Genomic DNA, 23,728 nt, shown 5'->3' with positions numbered 1-23,728 from the left:
TAGTCACAGGATCGTCCTCACAGTGGCTCAGCCGCATCTTTCGGTGCCTTCATTGTTGAGCAGCACTCCGGCAGGCTGATGCTGCCCTGCATGGATGCTGCCCCGAGTTTCTCCAGCGTTCCGGCCTTCACCGTCACGTTCCCGGAGCCGCCCAGGGTGATACTCCCGCCTTTCATCTGAATCCACGCGCCACCGCATTCCAGCAGCAGTTCGGTTTGTGCGGACACAGTGACTTTGCCGCTCTGGCTGCTTATCTGCATATCCTTCATCGCCAGCAGGTCCAGCGCATCGCTCTGTGCCTGAATCTCCACCTTTCCGGCAGCGGCGAACAGTTTGATGCCGAGCTGTTTCGCAAACAGGCTGAGGGTCTCGCTCACGGCGATACGCAGCTTTTTGCCAATACTGATATCCGCATCCTGGCCGGTGGTGGCAATCAGGTTCTGACCGGCAGCAAGCTGGATGCTGGACGGGGTAACCTGGGCGATACCCGACGGGGCCGAGAGCAGTAGCGCCTGCTGTTGCAGGTTCTTCAGGGTGCTGTTGAGCAGGTCGGTCTGTTTCTGCACGTCGGCCAGTTCGGCTTTTGCCATTTCTGCGGCAGCACGAAGACTGGATGCTTCCTGTATTGCCGCTTCCAGCTCGCTGACCGCTGACTGCATATCGAGCATCGGACCGTCAGCCTGTTGCTGGCCGTCGGCGGTGATGAAAATACCTTTCGCGGCGCGGAACACACCGTGGCCGTCGGTGCGCAGTTCAGCCCCTTCACCGCGAAGCCGCCTGGCATCCGAATCCTGGACGTTAAATCCCAGGTTTAATTGCGTCTTACCGGAATGTGGCGTGGAGAGGTGGATATTCTCTTTCCCGCGCTCATCCTGCAGGCGCATTTCATTGGCTGCTGGCGTGAGAAGGATGTTGCGTTTGTAGTTCTCAATGGTGACGTGGTCAGGATGACGCGAGTCATGCAGCGACCAGGCAATAAACGGTTTGTCCGGATGACCGCCGTCGAACATCACCGCCACTTCCGTACCCTGAATCAGCGGCAGGTGCAGACCGAAATTGTCACCGGCGTAATCACGGGCGCGACGCAGCCACGGGCTTTCACCGCCCTGCGGCCACGAATCTTTGTCGAAGTCAAAACGGACCCGGTAGCGGCCCATTTTGTCGATATGGCTGTAGATATCACTGCTTTGCGAACTGGTGATACGCGCCGTCAGCGGGACGGTGATACGGGCGCGGGGTTGTTCCGGCGGACGGAAGCTGACGGCATCCCGGTATGCGATACCTTCCGCCTTCAGTTTATAGTGCGAGTCACGGCTGGCCGACGATTCGATGGTCGTGACCAGCATCCCGTTTGCAAAAGCCTGTGAGGTGTCACCCTCTGCTTTCAGTACCTGACCAGGGGCAATCAGCGTGGAGTTGCTTTCGAGGCTCAGGCGGTGCTGGCGGTTCAGCTGGCGTTCGTGGCGCAGGCGGGCGTAGAAATACCCACTTTCAGTGTTATTGCTGTCCGGGCGGGTATACTGCTCACCTTCGCTCAGGTAACCATCGGTATAGTGGTAATCGTTGCCGTAAGTGGTTTTGTCATCGTCGTGGGTCAGGTCGGCATCCGCATTCATGATGGCGTCAGCGGTGCGGTAGTTATAGTCATGCGTACTGACTGAACGTTCCGTCACTGCGTGATGCGCCTGTAAATTCCACACCGATTCCGCACGGTTATCGTGCATACCTGCCGGGTTCACCGCCGGGACGCTTACGTCATACTGCCAGCCCTTTCCTGAATCACCGAACAGCACCACTTCATGCCCGGTTTCACTGCCCTGGGTGAAGTTAAACCAGATGCCGACCTCGCTGAGCAGGCGGGCGATAAACTCCGCATCGGAGAGCATGAACTGGGTGATAATTTCCCGTGACGGATACGTATTGCTCAGGCGGAACTCAAACAGCCAGCCCGGCCAGTTGTGGTTTTCCCGCAGGATTTTTTCCACCACTTCCGGAACGGACAGGTTCTGGTAAATGGCGCTGCGGCGGCTGTTATCAAGCAGGGAGAGGCGCGGCTCAAACGTCAGGCTATAGGTCGCTTCGTCAGCGGAGACGGAAAGGCGCGAGAAACGGGTAATGACACCATAAACGGTGCGCTGCACTTCCGGGGCAATGGTCCGGCGAAAGGCCGCCTGCGGCAGGGTCTGCATAATGAAGGTGACGTTCTTCATCAGCATCACCGACGGGTCAATGTCCTTATCAGCACTGGTCAGCACCACGTCATAACGGTAGCGGGTGCTCAGCCCTTCCCGTCCCTGAAACGACTCCACGTCAAGCGGCGCGGTGCAGCCTTTCACCTTCAGGTGATAGCGGTTAAGGGTCAGGGCATCCAGAACGGGAGAGGCAGTGGTCATCGTGGCTTCCTTGTGCTGACCCGGCACCCGATGCGTTCCATGCCGGGGACGATTATGTTGCTCAGCCCGGCAGGACTGACCTGAGTAAATGCTGTAATGAAGACTGCAGACCCAGTATCAGCCCGGCAGTGACCAGCAATGCCAGCGTGATATGGGCCATACGGGTGTGGAGCAACCTGCCACGTACCGTCGGACGCCGCTCCACCACCAGCGGTGCAGACAAAGGCCGGTCACCGGCTGGCACCAGCGCATTCAGTGACTCTGCCAGTTCCGCAGTCTTCTCCCGTCGGGCATGGTCCGGGTATTTATCCATCCAGCGCTGGCTGTAACCCATGCCATACAGGCGCTGATAAAGCACCAGCAGGCGCGGGTCCGGCACGACTTCACGCAACAGTGCACGCGTGCGTTCCGGCATCACTTCCCCGGCCCGCAGCTGATGCACAAACACCGACTGCAGGGGACCATGCAGCCAGACGTGATTATCTTCAGAGGAAGCACTGTTCAGCACCGCGTCATCCAGCATGGCGCACTGCGCATAAATCACATGGTGAATAAAGTCGTCAGATTCCTTTGCGGCTTTCAGCCTGTCCTGTACGGTCTCCACCAGCGTCATTGCGCGGTTATACAGCGCCTCGTCACGCACCAGTGCAGGCTGATGGTGAATATCCATCACGAACAGATAAGTGTCCTGCAACAGAGTGTCGATATAAAGGCTGGCACTGCCGCTAAATGCGGAATGAGATGAACTGGCTGATAAATCCAAAATAAGTCACATCCTGTGCTGGGTTTCTTTTTCGCCAAGCTTATTCCTGTTTAAAAACAGATCAATAAGGTGAAGCGTAACAAAAAGTATCAGAATAATGTCTTCTTCACGAGTACACGCAATTTGTCTGGCATTAATTGATGTCAAAATTCTTTTTTTGCATAGCCCAGAAATATTAATTTCCAACGCAATTTATTTACATCATGGATTAATCAATATAAAAACACCCATCGAATGAATGTATAATCCGTTTTTTCTAAAACATGATGAAATTATTCATGGGTTTTGAATATAACACCTAATGGCTCTGCTGGGTCGGCTATATGTATTCTTAGGTTCTGGCATGCAGGTTAAATGTCGTATCGGACTCTTCAGACGGTGTGAGCTTTACAGCCTGCCATCCGCAACGGTCCAGCATGGTCTGCAATCCAGTAACAGCTCCCGAAATACGGATCTGCACACCGTTAGCGCCAAACGCAACATCACGCCAGGTTTCAGCATCCCGACAACATTGACCTGCAGATTAAATGTTACTGCGTAGTGACCCTCCTCGTGCATAGCGGACCTGTGCCCCACCCGGCCTTCCGCTTCGTGCCAGGAGCGGACATTCCTGGCCACGCGATGTGATACTCTGCGGTTAAAAGACGTTGGGAGGTTCGAATGTTTGCTCGTAACCTTACCGATGCCTCGCATCTGCTGCCTGCACTGAGCAATCCGCCCTGCATTATTCTTGGTCTCGGCGAGCCGTCGATGGCGCACCAAACTCATGACTACTGCCTGCTCGGCTGGCAGAGGCGGAGCAGCTGTACGCGGAAATCATTCAGGACTGGATGGATTAGTGCCGCTGCCGGGTGAGCGTCCGGCAGCGTTTCAACTGTGCATATGGGTCATCCCGGCAGAGAAGCCTGCCCGCACATCATCACGTCTTCGAAGCCTCTGCAGCAAATGGCAAATGCCTCGATTAAGTCTATTCGGCGAAGTCCTGTGCCTCGGTTGCCAGTAGCGCCCGATGCAGCGTTTCAACGGTGACGGCAAACGGCAGGCCATTCAGGCTTTTCTGCGGGAAGCGGATATCGGCGGCAATCTGCGCAATGCGCGCCGCTCTGTCGCCCTCCAGCGCGGGCAGTCGAAGCGGGCTGCGGTAGAGTTTCAGCAGGTATAGCAGCTGCGCATTCGGCTGACCGTACTCCACCAGCGACTGAAGCAGCAGGCTGAATCCGACTTTTTCGCCGTGCAGCCAGTCGTGCAGCTCCGGCTGATGAGTCAGCGTATCGTGGATCACGTGCGCCAGCCCCGGCGTATTCAGCTCGCCGCGCACGCTGTTGGCTAATCCGGCCAGCACGATATTGGCCTCAATCACCTTTTCCAGCGCTGGCGTCACCTGCTGCTGCTCATTCGCCACGATCGCCTCTTCGCCCCAGTGCAGAAACGTATCGTACGCCTGCCTGGCCGCCAACACTTTCACCTCCAGCGCCAGATGGTGCGGGTTATGCCGCTGCCAGGGATCAAATTCCACCCATTTCGCCAGCGCATCGACGATGCCGGAGCGCAGATAGCGCACGTCGGCGCGGGTGATGATTTCGCTGTCGACCAGAATCAGCGCAGGCATGGCGTTCAGTGCCCGGCTGTCGAGATGGCCGCCTTCTTCATTGTAGATAATCGCCAGCGGCGACCAGGCGGCGCAGGTCGCCGCCAGCGTCGGTAGCGCAATCAGCTGGCGATCGCCCAGCGCATCGTTAACGGCTTTCGCGGTATCCAGCACGCGCCCGCCGCCGATGGCCAGAATGCCTTCCGCGCCCTGCTCCAGCAGGTTATGGCGAAACCGGGCGATGGTCGCATCGGTGCATTCGCCGCTTAAATACTCCACCTGCCAGCGCACGCCTTCCCGGTTCAGGCTCTCCTCCAGCATCGGGTTCACTGCCCGCCAGGCCTGCGGCGACGTGAGAATGCGCAGATGATCGACCAGTGGACGAATGCGTTCCCCGACCTGGTGGACCAGGCCCGCCTGCTGGATGTAGTTGCCCGGCGACTTGATAGTGAACTGCGCGCGCGTTGATAGCGGTTGAACTGTGCTCATGGCATCCTCCGATGACAATAAAATCTGTGACGGGCTACGTGACTACGGTTCCTGTGTTGTCTCGCTGGTCAAGACCACAAACGTCGGCGGCAGCCAGGCCGTCACCTCCGGCAGCGGTTCGTTAAAGCGGACAATTTCCACGAAGCAGGTTTGTGCCGTACTGCCCTGGCCGAGCCGGGAACTGCCGATGTCGGTGGTTAACACGTTCGGGTTGCCGTGTTTATCCAGCGAGCGGTTTTCCTGCGCATTCAGCGGATCGTACCAGGCACCGGTGGAGATCTGCACCACACCGGGTCGGATATCCTCGGTGAGATGCACCCCAGCCAGCAGCGCGCCGCGATCGTTAAACACCTTCACGATATCGCGCTCGCCGATGCCGCGCGCGGCGGCGTCCTGCGGATGCATCCACAGCGGCTCGCGACCGTTAATTTTGGTCTGCTGACTGACCGAACCGTGGTCGTACTGGCTGTGCAGCCGTGTGCGCGGCTGGCTGGACAGCAGATGCAGCGGCCAGCGCTGGCGCATTGCTTGCTGGGCATTCTGCTCATCCGTGTGCCAGTAGGCGTGGCCCGGCGCTTCGCGGTAGCCAAAGGCGGCCACCGCCGCTGAAAACAGCTCGATTTTACCCGACGGCGTGGACAGCGGCGCGGCTTCGGGATCGTCCCGGAAGGCCTTCAGCAGGATCTGCGGCACGTCGGGTGCAGCGTATTCCAGCTTGCCCTGCGCCCAGAAGTCCTCGAAGTCTGGCAGTTGAATGCCGTCCTCTGCGGCCCGCGGCCGGGAATCCTGGTAAATCTTTTCCAGCCAGCCGCGCACGCTGTACCCTTCGGTAAACTGTGCGGTGAAATCCAGCTTTTCGGCCAGCGCGCTGAAGATGGCGTAATCATCACGCGCTTCCCCCTGCGGCGGCAGATGCTGGCGCATGGCGATCATGAAGCCGTCGTTGCTGGCGCTGCCGATATCTTCACGCTCCAGTGACGTTGTGGCGGGCAGTACGATATCGGCGAATTTGGCCTGCGCGGTCCAGTACTGTTCATGGACGATCACCGTTTCCGGCCGCCGCCAGCCGTCGATCAGCCGGTTGAGATCCTGATGATGGTGGAAGCTGTTGCCGCCCGCCCAGTAAACGAGGCGGATATCGGGATAGGTTAGGTTCTGGCCGTCGAATTCGTAGTTTTCGCCGGGGTGCAGCAACATATCGGTGATACGCGCCACCGGAATACGCGTGCTGACCGCGTTGCGGCCCACAGGCATACGCGGACCAGAGAAGCGCCGCCGTTCGGCACCGGCCAGATTCGTCGAGGCATAGCCAAAACCGATGCCGCCGCCGGGGGTGCCAATCTGCCCGAGCAGCGCGGTGACCGCCACCAGCGCCCAGTAGGCCTGCTCACCCTGACGTGCACGCTGCACCGACCACGCCATATTGATCATCGTTTTCTTCTGCGCCATCTGTCGCGCCAGCTGGCGGATGGTGTCCGCCGGCAGCCCGGTGATGGTCGCCGCCCACTCAGGGGTTTTCGTCTCGCAGTCATCCTCGCCATGCAGGTAAGCCGCAAAGCGATCATAGCCAACCGTACAGCGGGCGATAAAATCCTGATTAACCAGCCGTTCGGCAATCAGCACCTGGCACACCGCCAGCAGCAGCGCGGTATCACTGCCGGGCTGGATCGCCAGCCATTCGGCATCGCGGACAGCGGCCAGATCGTTGCGCACCGGGCTGACGTTAATAAAACGGCAGCCGTTGGCGCGCAGGGTTTGCAGCCAGTGGTCGAGGGCGTGATCGTTGGCTCCGCCGCCGTTGACCTGGGCATTACGCAGCGGCAGGCCGCCGATGGCAACGAAGAGTTCGCAGTGTTCAGCCAGTACCGACCAGTGGGTGTGCTGGCGCTGAAGATCGTCGAGATCGCCTAGAATATGCGGCAAAACGCGCTCTCCGGCGGCGATACTGTAGGTATTGGTGCTGGCGGTATAGCCGCCAAAGTGATTGAGGAAGCGGTGCAGCTGGCTTTGCGCATGGTGGAAGCGCCCGGCGCTCGACCAGCCGTAGGAACCGCCGTAAATCGCCTGATTGCCGTAGGTGTCTTTTACCCGCCGCAGCTCACCGGCCACCAGCGACAGCGCCTGCTCCCAGCTCACTTCCACAAAGGGTTCTTTACCGCGCCCCTCACGGTTGGCGGGCTTGCCCTGCAGGTAGCCGAGCCGCACTGCCGGCCGCAGTACGCGGCTGTTGCCCTGCACCGCGCCCGGCATCGAGAAGCCAATCTTCGACGGATTGCGGTCCCACTCAACGGGCTCGACAGCAGTCAGCACGCCGTTATCAGTGGTTACCCGATAGGTGCCCCAGTGGGTCACGGTCAGTCGTTTATCGGCTTCGGCCTGCTGGCTCATGGTGCGCTCCGGGATGTCAATGCATGGTCATACCGCCAGTGACGTTAATCGCCTGGCCGGTCATATAAGAGGACAGCGGACTGGCGAGAAACAGCACCACGTTGGCAACGTCCTCAGGCTGCGCGGTGCGCCCCAGCGGCACCTGCGAGCAGTCTTCAGCATAGATATCTTCCGCCGTCAGCCCACGCAATTTACCGCCCAGCTCCCGCTCGTGCCATTTCATCGCCGTTTCAACGATGCCAGGGCACACGGCGTTAACGAGGATGTTGTCACGAGCCAGCTCTATCGCTGCCACTTTGGTTAAACCGAGTACCGCATGCCTGGAGGCGACGTACTGCCCCATCAGGCGATAGCCATTTTTTCCCGCCTGCGAGGCGATATTGATTATGCGGCCATAGCGCTGGGGCTTCATCAGTGCAATCGCGGCCTGCGAAGCGTAGCCGACGCCCTTGACGTTAACGTCGAGGATGCGCTGCCAGGCTGCCTCATCCAGCTCGTCGATGCGGCTCATCGCCGATACGCCGCAGCTGTTAACCAAAATATCCACACGGCCAAACTGCTGCTGCGCCGCCGCAATCAGCTCGCCTGCCTGTTCAGGTCGGGAGATATCACAGGGCAGCCACAGCCAGCGATCGCCGGTTTCCCGCGCGGTGATGGCGATGTCGCCTACCACCACGCTGGCACCGGCCTGATGCAGCAGTTCGGCGATCGACCGCCCGATACCCTGCAGTCCGCCGGTGACCACCGCCGTCTGCCCCCGCAGATCGATGGCAACCATCAAACCACCTGGCGGGAAAAGGCGTCGGTGCTGATCCCGGCCGCCAGTACCTGGCGCGCATACTCTTTCGCCGAGAACAGCGAGTGGTCGCGATAGTTACCGCACTCCAGCGGCGTAACCGCCGGGACGTCGGTGGCATCAACGACGCGCTCCAGCACGCGGGTGAGCGCGGTAGCGATGGTTTTTGGGTCGCGATTATCCCACAGGATTAAATAGAAACCGGTGCGGCAACCCATCGGGGAAATATCGATCACGCCATCCAGCTCTTCACGCAGGCCGAAGGCCAACAGGTGCTCCAGCGTGTGCAGTGCAGCGGTCGGGATAGCATCCACGTTCGGTTGCAGCAGGCGCAGGTCGTATTTTTCCACCACGCTGCCCAGCGCGTGTTTTTCATTGCCGGCCACCCGCACATACGGGGCGATGACTTTGTTATGGTCGAGGGTAAAGCTCTCTACTACTGGCATACTGTTTCTCCTTACGATTATTCGCGACGTATCCGGCGCGCCAGTCGCGTGCCGAAGGTCTGTAAAAGCTGCACGATAACGATCAGCACCAGCGCGGTGGTGAGCGTGGCAAAGGCATCAAAACGCTGATAGCCGTAGGTAATGGCCAGATCGCCGATGCCGCCGCCGCCGACGGTGCCGGCCATCGCGGTGGCACCCAGCAGGCCGATCGTGGCGGTAGTCAGTGCCAGGATCAGCGATGACGCGGCCTCCGGCAGCATAAAGTGCCAGATGGTTTGAAAGGTGCTGGCCCCCATAGCGTTGGCGGATTCAAGAATGCCGTCATCTACCTCCAGCAGAGAACTTTCCACCAGCCGGGCAATATAGGGAGCGATAAACACCACCAGCGGCACAATCGCGCCGGGGGTGCCGATGGTAGTGCCGACCAGCCAGCGGGTGACCGGAAGAATGCTGATTAGCAGGATGATAAACGGCAGGGAACGCAGGATATTGACCACGGGATTGAGGATCTGGTGCAGCGCCACGTTGGGTAAAATGCCGCCGGGGCGGCACAGCACCAGCACAATACCCAGTGGGATACCGAGCAGCGCACCAAATCCCAGCGAGACGCTGACCATAATCAGCGTGTCGTACAGAGCCAGTAGAAACTGATCGCCGGTTACGGCGGTATCAATAAATTCAAACATCGCTGATTTTCACTCCTGCGTCATGGAGGTAGCGGATTGCCGCATCAATGTCCGCCGTTTCGCCGCCGATCTGCACGATCATAAAACCGAGAATGGTGCTCTGAATTTCAGACATGTTGGCAAACAGGATATTGACCTCCACCGGATACTCGCGGATCAGCCGGTTAACGATCGGTTGCTGCGCGGTCTGACCGACGAATTCCAGCCGCACTGCCCGGCTCTGGCTTTGCTGCCTGATGCGCGCCACGGTCTGTTCCGGCAGGCGATCGTGGATCACCGACTGTACAAAGCTGGCGGTGACCGCCTCCTTAGGCTGGCCAAACAGATCCAGTACGCTGCCCTGTTCAACCACTTGCCCCTGTGCCATCACCGCGACCTTGTGGCAGATTTTCTGTACCACCGACATTTCGTGGGTAATCAGCACAATGGTGATGCCGTAGCGGCGGTTAATTTCCTGCAGCAGCAGCAGGATCTGCACGGTAGTGTGCGGGTCCAGGGCCGAAGTCGCTTCATCACAGAGCAGAATTGACGGATTAGTGGCCAGCGCGCGGGCAATTCCCACGCGCTGTTTTTGCCCACCGGAAAGCTCATCGGTATAGCTTTCGGCTTTATCACTGAGGTTCACGAAAGCCAGGAGCTCGCTCACCCGCTCGCGAATAAAGGCTTTATCGCGCCCCTGTAAGATCAGCGGTATCGCCACGTTGTGAAATACCGTGCGCGAGTTCAGCAGGTTAAAGTGCTGAAAGATCATGCCGATATCTTTCTTCACCTGGTTCAGCTGTTTCTTACTGATGCCCTGCAGCGACAGATCGTTAATCAGCACATCGCCCTGAGTAGGCGCTTCCAGATGGTTAATTAAGCGCAGCAGCGTACTTTTTCCCGCCCCGCTGGCACCGATTACGCCAAAGATATCGCCCTGATTAATCGTCAGGTTGACGTTATCCAGCGCAAGGAAGCTTTCTCCCTTGCGGGTAAACCTTTTGCTGACCGCGTTAAAGCGGATAATGGGCTGGCTCATTTGAAATAGCTGGGCTGCAGGTAGCCGTTGTATTGCGAATGGCTGGTGATATAGGTTTTAAACTCGGCGGAGTGGTAGCCCGCCACGATGTCTTTGGCGAACTGAGCGTCTTTATTTTTCCCAGCCACCGTGACCACGTTGATAAACTGGCTGGTTGGCGTTTCCAGTTTCAGTGCAGAGCTTAATTTCATTCCGCTGGAGACAGCAAAGTTCCCCTGAATCAGGCCGAAATCAACGTCCGGCAGCGCGCGAACCTGCTGGGCGTTATCCATTTCTTTCAGCACGATTTTGTAGGGATTTTCGCTGATCGCTTTCTGTGAGAAGGTCGCCGGGTCGATATCGGCCTTGAGCTTAACCCAGCCGAGGCTTTGCAGCACCAGCAGAGCGCGGTATTCGTTAGGTGCCTGGTTTGGTACTGAAATCACCGTGCCCGGCTTTGGGGTGTCCAGCGTGTTGAGCTTGCCGGCATAGAGGCCCATCGGTGGGGTTGGCACCTGCACAATGCCGACGTTATCAATCCCCAGACGTTCGTTGACCGATTTTAAGTAAACCGGGTGCTGCATAATATTGGCTTCAATATTACCCCGCGCCACCGCATCATTGACCTGAATACCGTCGCTGAAATCTTTATACTCGACTTTATATCCCTTCTTGATCAAAAAAGGTGCAACACCATTTTGAAACTGTTCTTTATAAGGGCCGGGGTTAAAACCCACACGAATTAATTTATCATCGGCATGCGCTGTCGAAGTAACTACAGCAGAAGACAATAAGGCAACAACCAGTCCGCTAATCAATGACCTGCGCATAGAAATACTCTCTCCGGTAACGAGTTGAATATAAAATAAATGATTCCAATATATTCAGGATATTGCAACGAAAGGGAATTCTGCTCAATATATTTATTGTGATAACCTTATCCGTTTTTTGTTATTGCGATTTTTGTATATCCTTATCAATTTTAATTTTTTTCCTGCCGAACAATTTCATTTTATGCGGTGACAGGCTATGCCATAGTCCAGGTATTATTTTTTTATCGAGATGTATTATGCCGGTATTTTCTGCTTCACCCCTGCTGGATCAGTTAGAAGAGAATCTGTTTAGTGCGCTGGAAAAGATGGCGGCACAGATAGATACCTCACAGCGCCCGCTGATTGACCTTTCTTCCGGCAGTCCGCGCCAGCCCACGCCGGCAGCGGTGGTCGCCACGCTGCAATCCGCCGCCGCGCAGCCAGAAAACCACGATTACCCATCGTTCTGGGGCAAGCCCACGCTGCGCCAGGCGATAGCCCGCTTTTATCAACGTCAGTACGGCGTAGAGCTGGACCCGGACAGCGAAATTGCCGTTTTCCACGGCTCGCATATCGGCGTGACCGGCCTGCCGCGTGCGCTGCTCGCGCCCGGTCAGTATCTGATTTCGACCAATCCCTGCTACCCCATTTACCGTTCGGCCGCCGCGCAGGCCCAGGCAAAGTTCTACGGTATTTCGCTGCACGCCTCAAACCAGTTTCTGCCGGACTTTACCAAGGTGCCGAAAGCCGTCACTCAGCATGCCGGGCTGCTGATGCTGAACTATCCCCACAATCCCACCGGGGCGGTGGCCACCCCGCAGCTGTTTGACGATGCGCTGGCGTTCGTGCAGCGGCTGAACATTCCGCTTCTGCACGATTTCGCCTACTCGGCGATTGGCCGCCATGCGCAGGACGCGCCGCCGAGCCTGCTGTCGCAGCCGGAGGCTAAAGAGTGGAGCGTGGAAATCTATACGATGTCGAAAACCTTCCTGATGGCAGGCTGGCGCTTTGGCTTTGCCGTCGGCAATGCCTCGGTGATTAGCGCATTTAAAAAGCTACACACCCACAGCTACAGCACGGTGTTTGGCGCGGTGCAGGATGCGGCAATTACCGCGCTGGATCTGCCGGAGAGCGAGGTGGCGGAGTTTGCCGCACTTTACCACCACCGTCGCGAGCGGGTTATCCGCGCGCTGGAAGCGATGCGCTGGCCGGTGGATGCCCGCCAGGGCACCTTCTTCCTCTGGCTGTCGGTTCCGGCGGGCTACAGCTCGCAGCAGTTCACTGAGCGCCTGCTGCGCGAGGCACAGGTACTGGTTGCCCCAGGACACGGTTTTGGCGCAGGCGGCGAAGGGTTTGTACGCCTGAGCCTGACCGCCAGCGACGAGGCGCTGGATGCGTCGCTGAAGCGGATTGCGGCGCTGAAATTATTCAGCTGAGCCGGACACTTGTTAGCAGGTGGGCACAGGAGCCCACAACCTGCAAGCAGCAGCCTGACGTGTAGCAGTCTGCATCATGGCTTCAGCATAAAACTCACCGGCTAAATAGGTGTGCGGAATGTTAATTTCACGCCGCGAGCGCGCAGAGTTCTCTGGTTTCGGTTCAGCGCATCGATCGTTCTGTCCCGACTTGAACGAATGTGCGCGCTGATAAGAGAGCATGCTGTTGCGATATCATCCTGTGTCAGGGCGTTTACTAATGCGTGATGTTCTTCCCACGCTGGCTGTTCGCTTCCACTGTCGAGCCAGCGGGCCCGTGACAGCTGCTGCAGAACATCTTTAAGGCTTTCAGTAAGAAACTTATTCCCTGCCAGGCTTGCCAGAGCAAGATGAAACTCCGTACCGGCACGGCTCAGTGCGTCTTTCGACGCGGATGTGCTATCAGTTTCTAATAGTCCGGTAAGTGACTGCAGCTGTTCATCCGTAATTTTCCCTTCAGCCATACGGAGTGCGGATACCTCCAGCGCTTCACGATAATCAAACAGCTGACGAATTTCTTCTGGTTCCACAGGTGCTGTCATCCAGCCACGTCCTTCACGACGCAGGAGGCCTTCATTTGCCAGCCTGATGAAAGCGGCCCTTACCGGCGTTCTGGATGCGCCAAAGGCTGCTTCAGCCCACCGTTCTGTGATGCGTTCACCAGGGCTTATATCCAGATTCAGGATCATTTCCCTTAGCTGGAGCAGCGTCCGGCAGGCATTCGATTTGGATTACAACCTGATAGTTGCAGCCGACTGTTGTGCAGATGCCGACGAAGCCACCCATTCAGTTCTGACCAACAGCATACTGCCGCAGCATGCTGAAGTGCAGACGGCAGACGAGCTAATAAAGAGAATGATCGCCGGAACGAACTGATATCTGAAAAGCTGCCGACGCAGCTGGTCATCATTTACAGCAATGTCCGCTTCTCGCTCTTCGCGGACATATTAACGACCCTACCCTATAATCCAGAACGCCCAAAAAAGGTTCTGCTTTGAGGTTTCCGCCATGACGCCTTTTCATCAACTCACCGCCACCAGCCTGCGAGGTCAGCCCATCTCTATGGCCGACTATGCGGGTAAGCTGGTGCTGGTGGTCAATACCGCCAGCCAGTGTGGCTTTACACCACAATACGCAGGCCTTGAAAAGCTCTATAAAAAGTATGCTGACCGGGGGCTGGTGGTGCTTGGTTTCCCCTGCAACCAGTTCGGTAAGCAGGAACCGGGCAACGCCGACGACATTGCCCAGACCTGCCACATTCACTACGGCGTGAGCTTCCCGATGTTCGAGAAAGTGGAGGTCAACGGCGCGGCAACACACCCTGTGTTTCGTTACCTGAAAGACGAATTGCCCGGCGTGCTGGGTGGGCGAATAAAGTGGAACTTCACGAAGTTTCTGGTCGGACGCGACGGCAAACCGCTCAGGCGTTTTGCACCGATCACCACCCCGGAGAAAATGGAAGCCGCTATCCTTGCGGCACTTGAAATCTGAGCGCTTAAGGCGAACCCTTCACTTAAACCTCCAGCCCTGCCCGATATTGCCCCCACTTCAGCACCGAGTTAACACCAATGGAGAGGAACGGCTCCGGCGGTGTCTTGCTCGGGCCGGGTGAGGCGACGAGAAAATCGATCAGCTCGTTGCGCTCGCCCGCGATCATATCAGCCAGCAGTTTGCCGGTGGCGGTGCCGCGGGTGATCCCAGGACCATTACAGCACAGCGCGCCGTACACGTTTGGGGCCAGTTGGCCGAAGAATCCTTCTTGGTTTTCCGACAGGCAAATCGCCCCGCTCCAGGAGTATTCGAAATCGACCCGGTTGAGCATCGGAAAGCGGCGCTCAAAGGATTTAAGGTGATTGGCGATAAAGCCATCCCCCAGAAAAACAACATTACCCTGTGGCTGCATCAACCGCCTTTATATCCGTGCGTATTTATTTACACTGACTGGACGGGTGGCCATTTTTTGTACAAATACATTAATTTTAGCGTCCCTTAAATAGCAGCGCCGCCCCTGCTTAATCAACGTTTAAAATTGGAAATGATTAACTCATTGATTTTAATAAGTTAAAGTATGCATACATTTATTACATCAATAATATCCGGGCGGCATATATAAATAGCAGGTTAACTAAATTATAATTCTTTTATATGCGGTAGAGCGTTGAGGTTAGAATGCGGTTTATTGTTATGTTGTTAAGCTTCCTGGTCTCCACACAGGTCTGGGCTGGTGAACTCTCCAGGCCTGCTGGTAAAGTCCTTTTAACCCTGTCCGGTAATATAGAAAATAAAAATGAAGACGGGAAAGCCGTTTTCGATATGGCCAGCCTTGAGAAACTGGGTCTGGTAAGTTTCCAGACCACCTCACCCTGGTATAATGGGCGCACTGCCTTTACGGGTATTCCACTGCAAAAGCTCATGGATTATGTAGGGGCAAAAGGTACTGTTGTTAAGGTCACGGCGCTCAATGACTACACCACCGTTATCCCGCTCAGTGATTTCAGGAAATACAATGCCATCCTTGCGACAAAAATCAACGGAGAATATATGCGCATCCGTGATAAAGGCCCGTTATTCATTGTATATCCCTATGACAGCCTGCCTGAACTGAATAATCAGATTTATTATTCAAGGTCAGCATGGCAGGTCAGCATGATGAATGTTGAGTAGGAGTTCAGTCGCGCATCATGAACAGAATACTGGCTGGCATCATATTTTTCCTTTTTATATCCACCGGGTATATATCTTTTCTGGTGCATGAAAGGCAACAAGAGTTACAGAAACTGACTCATTACACCGACTCATGGTCTGCTGCTCAACTGGTATCACAATATTACCGATTCGAATCATGGCTTGGTCTTTACACTATCGATGATACGATAAAAATCGATGATGTACGCCTGCGTTTCGACATTATGCTCAGCCAGAGTGATTTACTGGAAGAAGGCGATCTGGGGCGTTATATAGAAAGCAATAAAACGCATTATGAACTGGCTTTACAACTTGAGAAGATTCTTAAATACCTGGACGGTCATCTTGAGAAAATGAACCGTGCAGAACTGCAGGCCTACCTGAAAAAAATGCATACGCTTGATGCGCCACTCGGCCGCCTTTCCTCTGGCGCATTAAACAAGGATGTTAACTCGATTAATAACGCCAACCTCAAAATCCAGACGCTTTATTATATTTATTCAGCGACTTCCGTGCTGCTGATAATACTGAGCGCGATACTGGGCGTGCTGATATTTTATCAGAACAGAAATATTCTGAAGGCGCATCTTCAGGTTAAAAGCCTTGCTGAAGAGCTCCAGAAATCGAAAGAAAAACTGCAAGTGCAAAATGCAAAGCTAGAATATGACGTTTATCATGACTCTCTTACCGACATGAATAACCGCCAGCTTTTCTGGGAAAACTTAACGACAAAAATCGCGCTGGCAGAAAAAGATAATAGTGCTGTGACCGTCATGTTGTTTGATTTAGACCGATTCAAGGAGGTGAATGATACGTATGGTCATGACGCTGGCGATATGTTATTACGCCAGATATCCCACCGCCTGCTGTCGATGAGCCTGACGTCAGATACGCTTTATCGCCTGGGTGGCGATGAGTTTGCGTTTCTCTCGAGTGGCCTGACAGAAAGCAACGCTGTTTCGCGAGCTCAAAAAATATGTGACTCTATTAACCAGCCCTACACGATTTATAACACCATCATAAACATAACCACCTCGGTCGGCATTGTTATCTCAGAAACTGAACGCCGCTCCGACTATCTCTATAAATTTGCCGATCTGGCCCTTTATGAAGCCAAAAATGAAGGCCCCGGTAAGATAAAAGTCTTCCGGCGACGCATGTTAGAAAAGCTGCAAGAAAGCAGAACCCTTGAGCATGACATGGCAATGGCGTTAGTGAAAAAAGAATTCGTCGTTTATTATCAGCCTATTGTCGATTCGTTCAGCCAGGAAATTTACAGTTATGAAGCCCTGATCCGTTGGGTACATCCTCATAAGGGCCTCCTGTCGCCGGATAGTTTTATTCCTGTTGCTGAAAAAACAGGAATGATTAACGAGATGGGCAAATCCGTGCTTGAAATGGCCTGCCGGGAAGCGGCATCCTGGGCGGTGCCGGCTAAAATTTCAGTGAATGTCTCTCCTGTTCAGCTAAGCAGCAAAGCCTTTGCCGGAATGGTGCTGTCTATTCTGAAAGAAACAGGGCTTCCGGCTGACCGTCTTGAACTGGAAGTAACGGAATCCTCTCTCTTTACTGAGAGCGCGACACCGATGAATACCCTTAACAAGCTCAGAGCCATGGGCGTGAAAATCTCCATCGATGATTTTGGTACCGGGTACTCTTCTCTTTCGCGGCTGAGTCGCCTTGCCTTCGATAAAATCAAAATAGACAAGTCCTTTGTGCATTCGATATCTACCCAGGAAGACGCCCTTAATATCATCAGGCTCATCACTGGCATGGCGAAATCCCTCAATATGAAGGCTATTGCAGAAGGCGTTGAAACAGAAGAACAGCTCAATAGCCTTCAGGCACTGGGCTGCGATTTCGCCCAGGGATATCTTTTTGGTAAACCTCAGCCTTGTATTGCTGGGGAAATCAGAAACGGTTAAATCACGCACATTCCTCTTGCCCTGGTAAAAGCGCTGCGGGCAAGCCTTGCGAAACGCTTTTGCAGCGAGGCGGATGATGCCCCATTCGATGGGCTCTCTGTTATTCAAGGGGAAAGGCTTCGCTAACGATACCTTCTAACGTTCGCTTCTCGTTCATAGCGGGCCTGCGCCCCACCCGGCCGTTCCCTTTGTGCCAGAAGCGAACGTTAATAACATTGCGATATGTTACTTTATGGGGAGCAGGTTACTGCTTTTCGCTCCATCCGGGATTCAACGCCACGCGATTTTTTGCCTTAATCTACAGAGGACGTTGCGACTTTCATGCTACGTTTTTCCACAAGTAGCATGTCACGCTAACATCCCTAAACTCAACGGGATATATGCAACCTGAATACGGAGCACTTGATGGTCACCACACATGTTTTTATCGCGGTCAGTCTTGATGGTTATATCGCCCGGCAGGATGGCGATATCGACTGGCTGTTGCAGCGCGATGACCCGACAGAAGATCATGGCTATGCCGCATTCATCGCGGACATAGATTGGATCGTGATGGGTCGAGGCAGCTATGAGAAGGTGCTGACCTTTGACGAATGGCCTTATGATCGCCCCGTGCTGGTGCTCTCCCGACAGCTAACCGGTACCCCCGTGCCCGAGAAGCTGAAGGGCAAAGTGCAGTTCTCTAGTCGCACGCCAGCGGAGGTGCTTGCTGACCTGGCGGCGCAGAACGTGCATCGCGTCTATATCGATGGCGGGCAGGTAATACAGTCTTTCCTGCGTGAAGGTCTTGTCGCCGATATCGTTATCACTACCATTCCTGTCCTGCTCGGTTCGGGAAAGCCGTTGTTCGGATCCCTGACTGGGGATATAGATTTGACGCTGTTATCAAGCCGCAGCTTCCCTTCGGGTCTGGTGCAGTCGCACTATCGGCTGACGTCATAAACTGCATATAAACATAGCGGCGGCCTCCGCTAAAACGAGCGTACCGACCTGCTGCCAGCGGCACTGTTTTACTTCAACGACCTTGCTTCAGCTCACTGAAAAAGGAGCGAACTGGAAAACGGATCGATAAATCCCGAAATGTGGCACGTGCCGATATCTTCGCTTACATTGAAGCGTTCTACAGCCTGGCCCGGAGCCACAGCCATCTGTTGCGGACATCCGCAACTTTATGTTGAACAGAAGGTTAATGCTGAGATTAGTCAAAATAGGGTCTTAGAATTTCTTCCGTCCAGTTCATAAAAGCCTTTACACGCTGCGACAAATTACGCCGGTGCGCGATGACAAAAGATGCAGTGAGCGGCTCGGGGCGTAGATCAGGAAGGATCTCAATCAGGGCGCCGCGTTGGATATGCGGTAAGAGTGAGGAATAACCGCCCTGAATTAAGCCTAAACCCGCCAGCCCTGCCTCATGATAAGCCGGTACGCTATTGACTCTCACTATGCCAGGTAACATGAGCGATTTATAACCCTCGCCTGTCGGGTACTCCCACCCGTCAGGTTTCGAACCAAAATTTCGCATGTAATGCACCATTCGGTGTCCCTGGCGGAGAAGATCGTCAATCGTCTGTGGCATACCCACGCGCTCCAGATAGCCCGGGCTTGCTGCATTGATCATGCGCAGATGCCCCAGCGGTCGGGCAATAAGCGTTTCATCCACGATGGGCCCCAGACGAACAACGCAGTCAAATCCTTCCTGCACTAAATCGACACGGCGATCGGTACTTGAAAGCTCAAGCTCCAGTTCAGGATGGGCATTCAGCCATTGCGGCAGAGCCGGGATCACCACGCTCTGCGCCAGCACAGCCGGCATATCAACGCGTAACCGTCCCCGCAGCGGCATACCCTCGTCGGCGAACATTGACTTCAGCTCTTCTGCTTCTGACAACAAGTCACGCGCGCGCGAATAAAAAGCGCGCCCATCTTCTGTCAGCTGCACGGTCCGCGTTGTCCGGTGCAGAAGCGTAGCCCCTACATCCTGTTCGAGCTCACGGACCACCAGCGAGGCACGTCCTTTCTTGATACCCAGACTTTCAGCCGCCTGAGTAAAGCTCTTCATTTCTGCAACACGCGCAAAAATAATCAGCGCATCGAGATTCTTCATTGTTCATTTCCAGGGTAACAGTGCGTCATTTTTAGGGCTATTTATGAAGATATTAATACTTAATAGAGTGTATTCACACTGCCTACCCCGCGTAGCGCCCCTTGCGGCGCAGTATTGAAGGCCAGGCCTTTAAACCGCTTCAGCGCCTGGGTTTACGCTGAAATAAACCACCCTTTACGAAGGATAAAGAGAAATGAATAAAGGTTATTTAATCGCTCACGTGACTGTTTCAGACCCTGCCGCATACGCTGAATATGCCCGAGCTGCCGGCGAGGTAATAAAGGAGTTCAATCCGAAGATAATTGTCTGGTCCGGCCAGTATGAAAACCTTGAGGGAGAATCTCATGAACGGCATGTCGTTATTGAGTTCGCTTCCTTTGCCGAAGCCAAACGTTTTTATGAAAGCCCAGGGTATCAGGCAGCAAGATCACTACGGGCAGGGGCTGCGACCGGGACGTTTGTATTGGTTGAAGGAGCCAGCCTGTAATACCACGGGCTATCATCTCCGCTTCTCGCTCATAGCCCTTTTATGTGCCCTCCTCGCCTTAAGAGAAGCCCTTTGAGCCCCACTATCCGGTCTTCCGCCAGCTAAGCGCCTTGCTGGCGCTGGCGCGAATTCGCCGCAAGCGAGAAACCCGCCAGCCGCGCCAGACATTCCCTTATGCGGGATATAAAAAAGCCGACGACATCGCTGTCGTCGGCTTTATCAAACCTGTCGGTGCGATCAGGCGTTCTGCAACTGCCGTCCACAGGCCATCACGCTCGCCAGCAGAACTTTCACATCCTCCAGGCAAACGGTCGGGTTGAGCAGCGTCAGCTTCAGGCAGGTTACGCCGTCCGCTTCCGTAACGCCAACGTTGGCGCTGCCGGAGGCGAGCAGCGCATCGCCGATACGCTGATTCAACAGCGCAACGCCCGCGGCGTCGCCGTTTTCCGGGCGGAAACGGAACAGAACGCTTGCCAGCTGCGGCTGCATCACCAGCTCCAGCTGCGGTTGCTCAGCAACAAACTGCGCCACCTGCTGCGCCAGCGTCACGCCATTATCAATGATGTCGGCGTACTGCTTTTTACCCAGCGCTTCCAGGCCCATCCAGAGTTTCAGCGCATCGAAACGGCGGGTGGTTTGCAGCGATTTCGACACCAGGTTCGGCACGCCCTGCTCTTCGTCAAAGTCTGAGTTCAGGTACGCCGCCTGGTAGCGCATCAGCTGATAATGACGCGCCTCTTTCAGCAGGAACGCGCCGCAGCTGATGGTCTGGAAGAACTGCTTGTGGAAGTCCAGCGTTACGGAATCCACGAGTTCAAGGCCATTGAGGAAGTGGCGATATTTCTCGGAAAGCAGCAGCGCGCCGCCCCAGGCCGCATCCACATGCACCCAAATCTGCTCTTTAGCGGCCAGCGCGGCGATTTCCGCTAGCGGATCGATAGCGCCTGCATCTGTGGTGCCCGCAGTCGCGACGATGGCCATCACCTGTTCGCCATTGGCTTTCGCCTGCGCCAGCTTCTCCGTCAGATCGTTAAGATCCATACGCGAGAATTTGTCGGTTTTCACCTGCGTCACCGACCGGTAGCCAAGCCCCATCAGCGCCATGTTCTTCTGCACAGAGAAGTGTGCGCTTTCGGAACATAACACCTTAATTTTACTGAGGTCGCCGGTCAGGCCGTGCAACTGAACGGAGTGGCCCTGGCGGGCGAAAAAGGCGTCGCGCGCCAGCATCAACCCCATCAGGTTGCTTTGCGTACCGCCGCTGGTGAAGACCCCGGCGTCGCCCGCCGGGTACCCTACCTGCTCGCGCAGCCACTCAATCAGCTTGATCTCGATGATGGTCGCCGACGGGCTCTGATCCCACGAGTCCATGCTCTGGTTGGTGGCGTTGATCAACACTTCCGCCGCCTGGCTAATCACCAGGCTCGGGCAATGCAGGTGCGCCACGCACTGCGGGTGGTGTACGGACAGGCTGTCTTTAAGGAAATACTCGACGGCGCGCTCAATGGCGGCCTGGTTGCCCAGGCCCTGCTCGCTAAACTCTAACCTGATGCGCTCACGTAGCTCCGCGACAGTTTTGCCCTGGTACATTTCAGGCTGCTTAAGCCACTGCACCACCGCGTTTGTACTCTGCTCAATCGCCTCCTGATAGGCGGCGATGCTCTGTGCAGAGCCCGACAGAATCGGATTTAAATCAGACATGCTTGCATTTGCTCCGATTAAACAGGCTTCACGCCGGCATTCAGCAGCGCGCTTTCAAACTTATCGAGGAACACGTCCAGCTCGGCGTTGCTGATAAGCAGCGACGGCAGCAGACGCAGTACGCTGCCGCCACGGCCGCCGCGCTCGAGGATAAGCCCCGCTTCGAAGCATTTTTTCTGCAGCAGCGCAGAGAGTTCGCCATCCGCCGGGTAGCAACCCATGTGATCCTGCGCTTCGTGCGGTTTAACGATTTCAATACCAATCATTAAGCCCAGACCACGTACGTGGCCAATAACCGGGAAACGCTTTTGCATTTCAGCCAGCTTGCCTTTCAGCCATTCGCCCTGTTCAGCGACTTTATCGGCAATGCGTTCTTCTTTGAGGATCTTAAGCGTGGTGAGGCCGGTCGCCATCGCCAGCTGGTTGCCGCGGAACGTCCCGGTGTGATGACCCGGCGCCCAGGCGTCGAACTGCTTTTTAATGCCCAGCACGGCCAACGGTAAACCGCCGCCTACCGCTTTCGACATCACGATGATGTCCGGCTCGATGCCCGCGTGTTCGAAGGCAAAGAACTTGCCGGTACGGGCGAAGCCCGCCTGGACTTCATCCAGGATAAGCAGAATGCCGTGCTCCTGAGTCACTTTACGGATGCGCTGCAGCCACTCGGCCGGCGCCGGGTTCACGCCGCCTTCGCCCTGCACCGCTTCGAGAATAACGGCAGCCGGTTTACGCACGCCGCTTTCCACGTCGTTTATCAGGTTTTCGAAGTAGTACGTCAGCGCTTTCACACCGGCTTCGCCGCCAATGCCCAGCGGGCAACGGTACTGGTGCGGATAAGGCATAAACTGCACTTCCGGCATCATGCCGTTAACGGCTTCTTTCGGCGACAGGTTGCCGGTCACAGAGAGCGCGCCATGCGTCATGCCGTGATAGCCGCCGGAGAAGCTGATAACGCCGGAACGGCCGGTCACTTTTTTCGCCAGCTTCAGCGCCGCTTCAACGGCATCCGCGCCGGAAGGCCCGGTGAATTGCAGGCAATATTCTTTCCCCTGACCCGGCAACAAAGAGAGCAGGTAAGCGGAAAATTCATCTTTTAACGGCGTGGTCAGGTCAAGCGTATGTAACGGTAAGCCACTGGTAATGACGCTTTGGATGCTTTGGATAACCTCTGGGTGGTTATGACCCAGCGCCAGCGTTCCGGCGCCCGCAAGACAATCAAGGTATTCTTTATTTTCAACATCGGTTATCCAGACGCCCTGCGCTTTAGCAATCGCTAACGGCAATTTGCGCGGATAGCTTCTGACGTTAGATTCAAACTCAGCTTGTCTGTTAAGAAAGGACTCATTGCTTTGCGGTAATGAATTAGCACTTAAAGAATCAATACGGACTTTATCCGTCATCATATCTCTCCTACAACCTGGCGTTGTTTTAACACCGGGTTGGATAAGGGTTTAAGGGGGTAAAAAAAGCGCGGCTAATATATGTGTTTTCTTTACCGCACACAATCTTATATTTTGTGTGGGCTTAAAAAACATTCTCTATAAAAATCAAAGGCAAAAAATGTTGACGCGCGTAATTTGCACAGCGTGAATTGTAAACAATTCTTTTCAAACCTTATTTCCGGCCAGATTCTGTACAACTTAATGATAAGCCAGAAATTTTACTGACGTCGGCTTTTACTGTTATTAAACGTAAATTTTGCTGGCGGCTCGTTAATAAATACTGTTACTTTCCATCGGTTTATCGTAAATCTTCAGGAAATTATCGATCCGGCGGGTTTATTCACTTACTATGCCCGCGTTTAAAAAACCTCTAAGCCAAAAAGGAAGCGTCTATTAACCATTAATACGCATCACGCCCGGCCCCCGTGAAAGGCCATATAGGTTATCGCCAACGGGAGAAAACGCTGGGTTTAAAACAGAAATGTTCGCGGGCGGACATTTCGTAAGGTGAAGATGACTTCCCTTATGCCGAATGAAAATTTTCATGCCAT

General features: G+C 55.1%; 21 protein-coding genes and 2 pseudogenes. 9 read left to right on the top strand and 14 right to left on the bottom strand.

Features of this window, described 5'->3' with window-relative positions; genetic code table 11:
* Positions 1-17: 17 nt before the first annotated feature.
* Together ACU4F7_RS10190 and ACU4F7_RS10185 are read right to left on the bottom strand one after the other, a co-directional pair.
* Positions 18-2,393 carry a type VI secretion system Vgr family protein gene (locus ACU4F7_RS10190; RefSeq protein ID WP_481638572.1) on the bottom strand — a complete coding sequence of 792 codons (2,376 nt, stop codon included), beginning with the start codon at positions 2,391-2,393 and terminating at the stop codon, positions 18-20.
* A 61-nt stretch (positions 2,394-2,454) separates the two neighbouring features.
* A complete protein-coding gene (locus ACU4F7_RS10185) occupies positions 2,455-3,156 on the bottom strand; it encodes a DotU family type IV/VI secretion system protein (RefSeq protein WP_247365034.1) in 702 nt (233 codons plus the stop codon).
* Positions 3,157-3,834: 678 nt separating this feature from the next.
* Between ACU4F7_RS10185 and ACU4F7_RS10180 the strand changes: the two are divergent.
* A pseudogene (locus ACU4F7_RS10180) lies at positions 3,835-3,995 on the top strand (M20 family metallopeptidase); the annotation flags it as partial.
* A gap of 128 nt (positions 3,996-4,123) precedes the next feature.
* Here the strand turns inward: ACU4F7_RS10180 and ACU4F7_RS10175 are convergent.
* The 7 genes from ACU4F7_RS10175 to ACU4F7_RS10145 are packed head-to-tail and all read right to left on the bottom strand — an operon-like array spanning position 4,124 to position 11,376.
* Positions 4,124-5,233 (bottom strand): iron-containing alcohol dehydrogenase family protein, encoded by a 1,110-nt coding sequence (locus ACU4F7_RS10175; protein WP_481638571.1) that lies wholly within the window; start codon positions 5,231-5,233, stop codon positions 4,124-4,126.
* 42 nt (positions 5,234-5,275) lie between these two features.
* Positions 5,276-7,621 carry a molybdopterin-dependent oxidoreductase gene (locus tag ACU4F7_RS10170; protein ID WP_481638570.1) on the bottom strand — a complete coding sequence of 782 codons (2,346 nt, stop codon included), beginning with the start codon at positions 7,619-7,621 and terminating at the stop codon, positions 5,276-5,278.
* Between the two features lie 16 nt (positions 7,622-7,637).
* Positions 7,638-8,399: an SDR family NAD(P)-dependent oxidoreductase gene (locus ACU4F7_RS10165; RefSeq protein ID WP_481638569.1), complete on the bottom strand. Its 762-nt coding sequence runs from the start codon at positions 8,397-8,399 to the stop codon at positions 7,638-7,640.
* A complete protein-coding gene (locus ACU4F7_RS10160) occupies positions 8,399-8,863 on the bottom strand; it encodes an S-ribosylhomocysteine lyase (protein ID WP_024555832.1) in 465 nt (154 codons plus the stop codon). The genes ACU4F7_RS10165 and ACU4F7_RS10160 overlap by 1 nt, the downstream gene beginning before the upstream one ends.
* Before the next feature lie 17 nt (positions 8,864-8,880).
* Positions 8,881-9,549, bottom strand: a complete 669-nt coding sequence (locus ACU4F7_RS10155; protein ID WP_024555833.1) for a methionine ABC transporter permease — start codon at positions 9,547-9,549, stop codon at positions 8,881-8,883.
* Positions 9,542-10,555 (bottom strand): methionine ABC transporter ATP-binding protein, encoded by a 1,014-nt coding sequence (locus ACU4F7_RS10150; protein ID WP_481638718.1) that lies wholly within the window; start codon positions 10,553-10,555, stop codon positions 9,542-9,544. Before ACU4F7_RS10150 ends, ACU4F7_RS10155 begins: the two co-directional genes overlap by 8 nt.
* 8 nt (positions 10,556-10,563) lie before the next feature.
* Positions 10,564-11,376: a MetQ/NlpA family ABC transporter substrate-binding protein gene (locus ACU4F7_RS10145; protein WP_024555835.1), complete on the bottom strand. Its 813-nt coding sequence runs from the start codon at positions 11,374-11,376 to the stop codon at positions 10,564-10,566.
* A gap of 239 nt (positions 11,377-11,615) precedes the next feature.
* Between ACU4F7_RS10145 and ACU4F7_RS10140 the strand changes: the two genes are divergently transcribed.
* Positions 11,616-12,794, top strand: coding sequence for an aminotransferase class I/II-fold pyridoxal phosphate-dependent enzyme (locus ACU4F7_RS10140; RefSeq protein ID WP_481638568.1), 1,179 nt, complete (start codon positions 11,616-11,618; stop codon positions 12,792-12,794).
* Between the two features lie 101 nt (positions 12,795-12,895).
* Here the strand turns inward: ACU4F7_RS10140 and ACU4F7_RS10135 are convergent, their stop codons facing one another.
* The gene (locus ACU4F7_RS10135) at positions 12,896-13,522 is read right to left on the bottom strand and encodes a GntR family transcriptional regulator (RefSeq protein ID WP_051237850.1); all 627 of its coding nucleotides are present in this window, start codon (positions 13,520-13,522) and stop codon (positions 12,896-12,898) included.
* Between ACU4F7_RS10135 and ACU4F7_RS10130 the strand changes: the two genes are divergently transcribed.
* Positions 13,422-13,709, top strand: coding sequence for an isochorismatase family protein (locus ACU4F7_RS10130; RefSeq protein WP_481638567.1), 288 nt, complete (start codon positions 13,422-13,424; stop codon positions 13,707-13,709). The genes ACU4F7_RS10135 and ACU4F7_RS10130 overlap by 101 nt on opposite strands.
* A gap of 132 nt (positions 13,710-13,841) precedes the next feature.
* Entirely contained in the window at positions 13,842-14,324 is a 483-nt protein-coding gene (locus ACU4F7_RS10125; protein ID WP_024555840.1) for a glutathione peroxidase, read from the top strand.
* 22 nt (positions 14,325-14,346) lie between these two features.
* On the opposite strand, the gene ACU4F7_RS10120 is transcribed toward ACU4F7_RS10125, so the two are convergent.
* Positions 14,347-14,736, bottom strand: coding sequence for an FAD-dependent oxidoreductase (locus ACU4F7_RS10120; RefSeq protein WP_481638566.1), 390 nt, complete (start codon positions 14,734-14,736; stop codon positions 14,347-14,349).
* Between the two features lie 266 nt (positions 14,737-15,002).
* Here ACU4F7_RS10120 and ACU4F7_RS10115 point away from each other — a divergent pair, with 266 nt between their 5' ends.
* The 4 genes and pseudogenes from ACU4F7_RS10115 to ACU4F7_RS10100 all read left to right on the top strand — a co-directional run.
* The gene (locus tag ACU4F7_RS10115) at positions 15,003-15,497 is read left to right on the top strand and encodes a putative pterin-binding protein (RefSeq protein WP_481638565.1); all 495 of its coding nucleotides are present in this window, start codon (positions 15,003-15,005) and stop codon (positions 15,495-15,497) included.
* 17 nt (positions 15,498-15,514) lie between these two features.
* Positions 15,515-17,443, top strand: coding sequence for a putative bifunctional diguanylate cyclase/phosphodiesterase (locus ACU4F7_RS10110; protein WP_247365005.1), 1,929 nt, complete (start codon positions 15,515-15,517; stop codon positions 17,441-17,443).
* Positions 17,444-17,848: 405 nt separating this feature from the next.
* Positions 17,849-18,385, top strand: a complete 537-nt coding sequence (locus tag ACU4F7_RS10105) for a dihydrofolate reductase family protein (protein ID WP_029592788.1) — start codon at positions 17,849-17,851, stop codon at positions 18,383-18,385.
* 86 nt (positions 18,386-18,471) lie between these two features.
* Positions 18,472-18,621 (top strand): annotated as a pseudogene (locus ACU4F7_RS10100) (IS3 family transposase); the annotation flags it as partial.
* A gap of 20 nt (positions 18,622-18,641) precedes the next feature.
* On the opposite strand, the gene ACU4F7_RS10095 reads toward ACU4F7_RS10100, so the two are convergent.
* On the bottom strand, positions 18,642-19,547 hold the full coding sequence (locus ACU4F7_RS10095; protein ID WP_481638564.1) for a LysR family transcriptional regulator: 906 nt from the start codon (positions 19,545-19,547) through the stop codon (positions 18,642-18,644).
* A gap of 193 nt (positions 19,548-19,740) precedes the next feature.
* Between ACU4F7_RS10095 and ACU4F7_RS10090 the strand changes: the two genes are divergently transcribed.
* Positions 19,741-20,034 (top strand): DUF1330 domain-containing protein, encoded by a 294-nt coding sequence (locus tag ACU4F7_RS10090; protein ID WP_029592787.1) that lies wholly within the window; start codon positions 19,741-19,743, stop codon positions 20,032-20,034.
* Between the two features lie 237 nt (positions 20,035-20,271).
* Here the strand turns inward: ACU4F7_RS10090 and ACU4F7_RS10085 are convergent, their stop codons facing one another.
* Entirely contained in the window at positions 20,272-21,735 is a 1,464-nt protein-coding gene (locus ACU4F7_RS10085) for a pyridoxal phosphate-dependent decarboxylase family protein (protein WP_029592786.1), read from the bottom strand.
* 17 nt (positions 21,736-21,752) lie between these two features.
* Positions 21,753-23,138, bottom strand: a complete 1,386-nt coding sequence (locus tag ACU4F7_RS10080) for a diaminobutyrate--2-oxoglutarate transaminase (RefSeq protein ID WP_024555848.1) — start codon at positions 23,136-23,138, stop codon at positions 21,753-21,755.
* Positions 23,139-23,728 lie beyond the last annotated feature (590 nt).

The sequence above is a fragment of the Franconibacter pulveris genome, assembly GCF_056780215.1.
Note: the sequence above shows the minus strand (reverse complement) of the source record. Positions and strands in the feature narration are given on the sequence as shown.